The organism is Paraglaciecola sp. (assembly GCF_030730205.1).
Lineage (GTDB): Bacteria > Pseudomonadota > Gammaproteobacteria > Enterobacterales > Alteromonadaceae > Paraglaciecola.
In genome coordinates this window covers 1-7,195 of record NZ_JANQVQ010000323.1, presented here as the reverse complement: position 1 = coordinate 7,195, position 7,195 = coordinate 1, and the positions used below count along the sequence as shown (strand labels likewise).

General features: G+C 45.3%; 6 protein-coding genes and 1 pseudogene. 6 read left to right on the top strand and 1 reads right to left on the bottom strand.

What is annotated here, in order from left to right; all coding sequences use genetic code 11:
* Positions 1–470 (bottom strand): annotated as a pseudogene (locus NWQ57_RS21355) (hybrid sensor histidine kinase/response regulator); the annotation flags it as partial.
* A gap of 353 nt (positions 471–823) precedes the next feature.
* On the opposite strand from NWQ57_RS21355, the gene urtA reads away from it, so the two are divergent.
* From urtA to NWQ57_RS21325, 6 genes are all read left to right on the top strand, one after another.
* Entirely contained in the window at positions 824–2,104 is a 1,281-nt protein-coding gene (urtA, locus tag NWQ57_RS21350; protein ID WP_306024214.1) for an urea ABC transporter substrate-binding protein, read from the top strand.
* A 93-nt stretch (positions 2,105–2,197) separates the two neighbouring features.
* Positions 2,198–3,811 carry an urea ABC transporter permease subunit UrtB gene (gene urtB / locus NWQ57_RS21345; RefSeq protein ID WP_306024213.1) on the top strand — a complete coding sequence of 538 codons (1,614 nt, stop codon included), beginning with the start codon at positions 2,198–2,200 and terminating at the stop codon, positions 3,809–3,811.
* Positions 3,808–4,923, top strand: coding sequence for an urea ABC transporter permease subunit UrtC (urtC, locus tag NWQ57_RS21340; protein WP_306024212.1), 1,116 nt, complete (start codon positions 3,808–3,810; stop codon positions 4,921–4,923). The genes urtB and urtC overlap by 4 nt, the downstream gene beginning before the upstream one ends.
* Positions 4,920–5,723 carry an urea ABC transporter ATP-binding protein UrtD gene (gene urtD / locus NWQ57_RS21335; protein ID WP_306024211.1) on the top strand — a complete coding sequence of 268 codons (804 nt, stop codon included), beginning with the start codon at positions 4,920–4,922 and terminating at the stop codon, positions 5,721–5,723. Before urtC ends, urtD begins: the two co-directional genes overlap by 4 nt.
* Positions 5,720–6,415 (top strand): urea ABC transporter ATP-binding subunit UrtE, encoded by a 696-nt coding sequence (urtE, locus tag NWQ57_RS21330; RefSeq protein ID WP_306024210.1) that lies wholly within the window; start codon positions 5,720–5,722, stop codon positions 6,413–6,415. The genes urtD and urtE overlap by 4 nt, the downstream gene beginning before the upstream one ends.
* A gap of 2 nt (positions 6,416–6,417) precedes the next feature.
* Positions 6,418–7,195, top strand: a 778-nt coding sequence (locus tag NWQ57_RS21325) for an urease accessory protein UreD (RefSeq protein WP_306024209.1), incomplete at its 3' end; no start/stop codon positions are given.

Here is a 7,195-nt window from a genome sequence, read left to right as displayed (position 1 = left end):
GCGCTGATCAGGTAACCAATGTAGAGCGGAATACCAAATAGAAGCTTTAACGCCATCGTCATGATAGCCGCTTCAAGAGCAAAAAATATGAAGGTGAAAGAAGCATAGATTAATGAGGCAATAGTAGAGCCAATGTAACCAAACCCAGCCCCGCGACTCAGCAGATCAATATCTACCCCATAGCGGGCCGCGTAATAACTGATTGGCAAACCAATGATAAAAATAACCACAACAAGGGCCAAAATTGCCCATGCAGCATTTACAAATCCATAGTTTAAGGTGATGGCGCCGCCAATTGCTTCTAATACCAGAAACGACACAATGCCCAAGGCAGTGTGTGCAATGCGTGAGTATGACCATTTGCGCGCTCGTTTTGCGGTAAAACGTAGAGCAAAGTCTTCCATCATCTCGTTGCCTACTAGCTTGTTATAAGTGCGTCGGCTAGCAGTGATTTTTTGATTGGACAACATATCAGTTGGCTTCTTTGCTGAATACATTTTGTAATTGAGTAAACGTCTGTATTAAACAGACCGCCACTTCGTGCCCCAAATTAACCAGTTGTATCATGAGCTTACCCGCAATAAAAAATCCTACCATACGGAATTTATAGTCTTCATATACGTAATTTAACCCATGTTAATTTAGGCGTTTATTAGAAATACTAACCACAGCTCTTCAAGGAAATAATTTTCTATTATGCAGGGTAGTTGAGCGGTCAAGCGCAGATATAAAAAGTCAATATTTGGTGTTTCACACAAAGGCAGTCTGCCCAATAAACAACAACAACACAAGTGTGTGCATCTTCCCAAACAGAGGTAAATGAATGAAATTACGTAACTTGATCATTTCTGGTTCCATTATAGCGAGCAGTTTTTTAGCCAGTGTGGCGTTAGCTGAAGATACGATCAAAGTCGGGGTTCTGCATTCATTGTCGGGCACCATGGCGATCAGTGAAACCACCCTCAAAGATACCGTGTTAATGATGATCGAAGAGCAAAACAAGATGGGTGGATTGCTTGGCAAAAAACTAGAAGCCGTGGTGGTTGACCCTGCATCTAACTGGCCACTGTTTGCGGAAAAAACCCGTGAATTGTTAGCTAAAGAAAAAGTCGATGTCATCTTTGGTTGCTGGACTTCGGTATCGCGTAAGTCAGTTTTACCTGTCATTGAAGAGCTTAATGGTTTGATGTTTTATCCGGTGCAATACGAAGGTGAAGAGTCTTCTAAAAACGTGTTTTACACAGGTGCAGCGCCCAATCAACAAGCCATCCCTGCGGTGGATTATTTAATGAATGAAATTGGTGCCAAACGCTGGGTATTGTTGGGCACTGACTACGTTTACCCCCGTACTACCAACAAAATTCTGGAAGCCTATTTAAAATCTAAGGGCGTCAAAGACAAAGACATCATGATCAACTACACCCCATTTGGTCATTCTGATTGGCAGGGCATAGTGTCTGATGTGAAAAAGTTTGGTTCTACTGGTATGAAAACCGCTGTGGTGTCTACCGTCAACGGCGATGCCAACATCCCCTTTTATAAAGAGTTAGGTAATCAGGGTATTTCAGCCCAAGACATTCCAGTGGTGGCTTTCTCTGTGGGTGAAGAAGAACTGTCTGGTTTTGATACTAAACCTTTGGTTGGTCATTTAGCCGCGTGGAATTATTTCCAAAGCATCGAATCTGAGGCCAACTCAGAGTTTATCGCCAAATGGAAAAAATACATCAAAGACGACAAACGTGTCACTAATGATCCGATGGAAGCCACTTATATCGGTTTCAAAATGTGGGCCAAGGCTGTTGAGAAAGTCGGTACTACTGACGTCAACGCCGTTGAACAAGCCATGATAGGTGTCACCGTGCCAAACCTAACAGGTGGAATTGCCGTGATGAATCCTAATCATCATTTATCTAAGCCGGTATTTATTGGCGAAATTCAAGATGACGGGCAAGTGGAAGTCGTGTGGCAAACAGCGGATACCGTCATTGGTGATGCATGGTCTGACTTTTTACCCAGCTCAAAAAACCTAATGTCGGATTGGACACCTCCTATGTCATGTGGCAACTACGACGTCACTAGCGGTAAATGTTCTGGAAAAATGTAGTGTGAAAATGGGGATGGTAAAACATCCCTACTCCCTTGAGGAACCTTTACCGGTTCCTCCTTTTTCGTTTAGCATTACAAGGTGGGCAAAGTAATGACCCTTATCCAGCGTTTGATTTTTTTGATGCTCTTGACTGTCGGTCTGACTTGGCCGCTTAAAGCCGCCGAATTTGAAAATTTTGAAGCCGCGATAGCAGCACTTCCTCAGGCTGATTTCAAATCATTGCCCGAGCTATTAGCAGGTATAGCAGAGTTAGATGATCAACGTGTCAGCTCTTTGTTTGTGCACATTTCCCAAGGCGAAGTCTACTTTCAAAAAAGTGACAAAAGAGTTTTTTATGTGCTTGATCAAGCTGATGGTAGCGCCCGAATTATCGATGCGCTGAATGGTGAAGTGAGTCAAGACATCGAAAAAAAGCAGCTCAGCAAAGTAAAAACCAACAATAGAATTCGCAGTGATATCACCCAACTGCAAGCCCAATTAAATCTCAATCACCCCGATCCCAATATTAGACTGACAGCCGCCCGTGAGATGTTGGCCGATGTGAGTCGGATTAGTGATAAACGTTTGGCCGATAGACAAAACAAAGAAAGTGATGGCGACGTGGCAGATATATTAAGCCTAATAGCCGCTTTAAAACAATTTAGTAAAGATGATGCAGTATCCCAATTGTCTGCATTAACTCAGCTGGACTCGACCCTAGAGCCCGATGTGAGCCAGGTACTAGCCGCGGCCAGTCAAGATGCGGAACATTATTCCGCCGAAGTGCAAACCAAAATCAAAGCCACCTTGGCCAACATTGAAAGTCAGCGTAATCTCTACTCTTACGCCGAAAATATCTTTTTTGGTTTGAGTCTGGGTTCCGTTTTGTTGTTAGCCGCCATTGGCTTAGCCATTACCTTTGGGGTGATGGGCGTGATCAATATGGCCCACGGCGAAATGATGATGCTGGGGGCTTATACCACCTACGTGATCCAGCAATGGTTTCCGAATTTAATCGAATACTCTTTATTAATTGCCGTGCCAGCGGCTTTTTTAGTCTCGGGTTCAGTGGGCGTGATTATTGAGCGTAGCATCATTCAATTCCTTAAGGGCAGACCGCTAGAAACCTTATTGGCTACTTTTGGTGTGAGTTTGATTTTGCAGCAGCTAGTCAGAACGGTGTTTTCGCCCTTAAATCGCCAAGTCATCGCACCGGAGTGGATGAGTGGTTCGTGGCAGATCAACCCGGTGTTTTCAGTCACCTTCAACCGTTTATACATCATTTTATTTTCCCTAGCGGTGTTTTTTATGCTGTTGATATTTTTGAAAAAATCAGCTCTAGGCCTACATGTGCGTGCTGTGGCGCAAAACCGCGATATGGCGCGAGCTTTGAGTATCCGCAGTAATTGGGTCGATGCCGCCACTTTTGGCTTGGGCTCGGGCATTGCAGGCATTGCCGGTGTGGTACTCAGTCAGTTGACCAATGTCGGGCCTAATTTAGGTCAGGCCTACATCATCGATTCTTTCTTGGTAGTGGTGTTTGGTGGAGTGGGTAATTTATGGGGAACCCTAGTGTCGGCCATGACCTTAGGTGTACTCAATAAATTTTTAGAACCACTGACCGGCCCGGTGATGGCCAGCATCATAGTCTTAGTCGGTTTAGTGTTTTTCATCCAAAAACGCCCCATGGGATTGTTTCCACAAAAAGGCAGGGCTGTTGAATGAATTATCCTATTTCAAAATTTAGCTCACCCTTGCAAAGGGTAACCGGCTTGTTATTTGTGATGACCCTATACGTGGTGATTGCCAATACCTTTTTTGCACCTGACTCATTTTGGCATGTAAGTGATTATAGCGTGACTTTGTTGGGCAAATACTTGTGTTATGCATTATTAGCCTTGGCGGTGGATCTAGTCTGGGGTTATTGCGGGATTTTGAGCCTCGGCCACGGTGCATTTTTTGCCTTAGGTGGTTACGCCATGGGCATGTATTTAATGCGCCAGATTGGTGAACGTGGAGTCTATGGCAATCCAGACTTGCCTGATTTTATGGTGTTTTTAAGTTGGGACAGCCTGCCGTGGTTTTGGTGGGGCTCAGACAGTTTTGTGTGGATGATAGTCATGGTGGTGCTGGCGCCCGGTTTATTGGCCTATATCTTTGGTGCCATGGCGTTTCGTTCACGGGTCAGTGGAGTGTATTTATCCATTATGACTCAAGCCATGACCTACGCGCTATTGTTGGCCTTTTTCCGTAACGAAATGGGTTTTGGTGGTAACAATGGTTTAACCGATTTTAAAGATATTCTGGGGTTTTCCTTACAGTCCAGTGGTACTCGTTTAACGCTCTTTGTGTTGACCACCGTATTTTTGGGACTCGCCTATTTTATCTGTCATCGCATTGTTAACTCTAAGGCAGGCAAGGTGGTTATGGCCATTCGTGACGCCGAAAGTCGCACCCGTTTTGTGGGTTACAACACTGCCAAGTACAAGGTGGCCATATTTACTTTTTCGGCGGTATTAGCCGGCATAGCTGGGGCCTTGTATGTGCCACAGGTAGGTATTATTAATCCTGGTGAGTTTTCACCGATTAATTCCATCGAGATGGTGATTTGGGTGGCCATTGGTGGTCGCGGTACTTTATATGGCGCCATTGTTGGTGCCTTAGTAGTGAGTTATGCCAAAACCCGTTTTACCGCCATCATGCCCGAAGCTTGGTTATTTGCCCTAGGCGGTTTGTTTGTGTTGGTCACCTTGTTATTACCCAAAGGATTAGTTGGTTTGTGGCCAACAGTAAAAACTAAGGCCCAACAGTTATGGCCCAAGGAGAAAGCCCTATGAAAGCACAAGCTTCTTCAATGCGGGCCACCGAAAATTTAGTACCTGATACCCGTCACGGCGTCATTCTTTATTTAGAAAATGTCAGTGTCAGTTTTGATGGTTTTAAGGCCCTCAATGATCTCAATCTGTATATTAATGATGGTGAATTACGTTGCCTGATAGGCGCTAATGGTGCCGGCAAAACCACTATGATGGATGTGATCACCGGTAAAACTCGCCCTGACCAAGGTAAAATTAATTTTGGTCAACAAATTGATTTACTCAAACTTAACGAAGCTGAAATTGCCCAAGCCGGTATTGGTCGCAAGTTTCAAAAACCCACAGTATTTGAAGCCCTGAGTGTGTATGAAAACCTTTATTTAAGTCTGAAAATGGATAAAGGAATTTGGTACTCCTTGTGGCATCAACTGAATGGCGAGCAAAAAGACGATATCGATCGTATTTTGGCCATTATCGGTTTAACCGAGCAGCGTCATGGACTGGCGGGTAATTTGTCTCACGGGCAAAAACAGTGGTTAGAAATTGGCATGTTGTTAGCCGCCAAACCACGGGTTTTGTTAGTCGACGAACCTGTGGCCGGTATGACCTTACAAGAAACCGAGCGCACGGCTGAGTTATTAACCTCACTGGCTGGTGAGCATTCAGTGGTGGTGGTGGAACACGACATGAGTTTTGTACGCTCGATTGCCCGCACCGTTACCGTCTTGCATCAAGGCAGTGTCTTGGCCGAAGGCAGTATGGCTCACATTCAGAGTCACCCCGATGTGAAACGAGTTTATCTGGGCGAGGAGTCAACATGATCAAAGTCAGTGGTTTGAACCAACGTTATGGTGGCAGTCAAATATTGTGGGATGTGGACATGCACATTCCACAAGGTTCCCGCACCTGTATTATGGGCCGCAATGGGGTGGGTAAAACCACCTTACTTAAGTGTTTGATGGGCATGTTGCCTAGTTCAAGTGGCAGTATTCATATTAACGGTGAAGATCTTAGTCGCAGTAGTATTGAGCGCCGACCTAATATTGGTGTCGGTTATGTCCCCCAGGGGCGACATATCTTTGGTCAACTGACAGTAGAGGAAAATCTTAAAGTCAGCCTCAATTGCCTGCGCCAAAAAAACACAGTTATTCCCGAAGAGGTGTTTACTTACTTTCCTGTGCTTAAAGAAATGCTGGCTCGTCGTGGTGGTGATTTATCCGGTGGCCAGCAACAGCAATTGGCCATTGCTCGTGCCCTAGTGCTTAACCCTAAGGTATTGATTTTGGATGAACCCAACGAGGGCATTCAGCCCAACATAGTCCAGCTTATTCGTGATGTGCTGTTGGCCCTGAACAAAGAAAAAAACATGACTATAGTGCTGGTGGAACAAAAACTGCCTTTTGCCCGCGCGGTCGGTGAACAGTTTCAATTGATGGAAAGAGGCAAGGTGGTGGCATCAGGGCCCATGGAGAACTTGGACGACAAACTGATTGAAAGTTATCTGCAGGTTTAGCTATGCCAGATGATATGGGCCTGGTATTGCCACAACTATCCCCAGTTAAAACACTGCCAGCGCCAAGCTGGTTAGCTGACTTAGAGCTGGGTTTTGCTGTGCGTGGTAATAAAACCGCATTAAGTCGTTGTCGCCATCAAGGCCCACTCGGTGTGCAACGGGCTTTTTATCCTGAACAAGATGGCTGTGCTCATGTGTATTTGTTGCACCCACCTGCTGGCATAGTGTCGGGTGATGAATTACGCATTAGTGCCAGTTTAGACAAGGGTAGCCGCGCCCTACTAACTACACCTGGCGCCAATCGTTTTTATCGGGCCAGAGGTCAGTGTGATGCCAGCGATCTGCAAAGCCAATACTGTAGTTTCCAAATTAAAGCCGACGCGGTACTAGAATATTTGCCACTAGAAACCTTGGTGTATAACCAAGCCAACGCCCTCAATCACGTAACAATAAAACTTGAAGATTCAGCCTGTTACATGGGCTGGGAGGTCTTGTGTTTGGGTTTACCCCATATTCAGCAGCCCTTCCAACAGGGCAAGTTACAGCAAACGACTACTTTGTATCACAACCATAAACCGCTGTTTCATGATCGTATGGTGTTGTCAGCACTCGATTCATTGCATCAGCAACGTATCGCCCTAGGAGGTCAGCATGTGGTGGGAAATTTTATTATTTGTGCTGGCAGTTTGCTGGCTCAGCCCAAACAACTGGCCTTGTTGGTGGATGAACTCAGAACGTATTTAAGTGATAAACAACTTGAGCAGCAGTTTGCTGTGACAG

Excerpts from the sequence above, each read along its gene's own strand:
- urtC (WP_306024212.1), top strand. The coding sequence starts at position 3,808 with ATGAATTATCCTATTTCAAAATTTAGCTCACCCTTGCAAAGGGTAACC.
- urtB (WP_306024213.1), top strand. The coding sequence starts at position 2,198 with ATGACCCTTATCCAGCGTTTGATTTTTTTGATGCTCTTGACTGTCGGT.
- urtA (WP_306024214.1), top strand. The coding sequence starts at position 824 with ATGAAATTACGTAACTTGATCATTTCTGGTTCCATTATAGCGAGCAGT.
- urtE (WP_306024210.1), top strand. The coding sequence starts at position 5,720 with ATGATCAAAGTCAGTGGTTTGAACCAACGTTATGGTGGCAGTCAAATA.
- urtD (WP_306024211.1), top strand. The coding sequence starts at position 4,920 with ATGAAAGCACAAGCTTCTTCAATGCGGGCCACCGAAAATTTAGTACCT.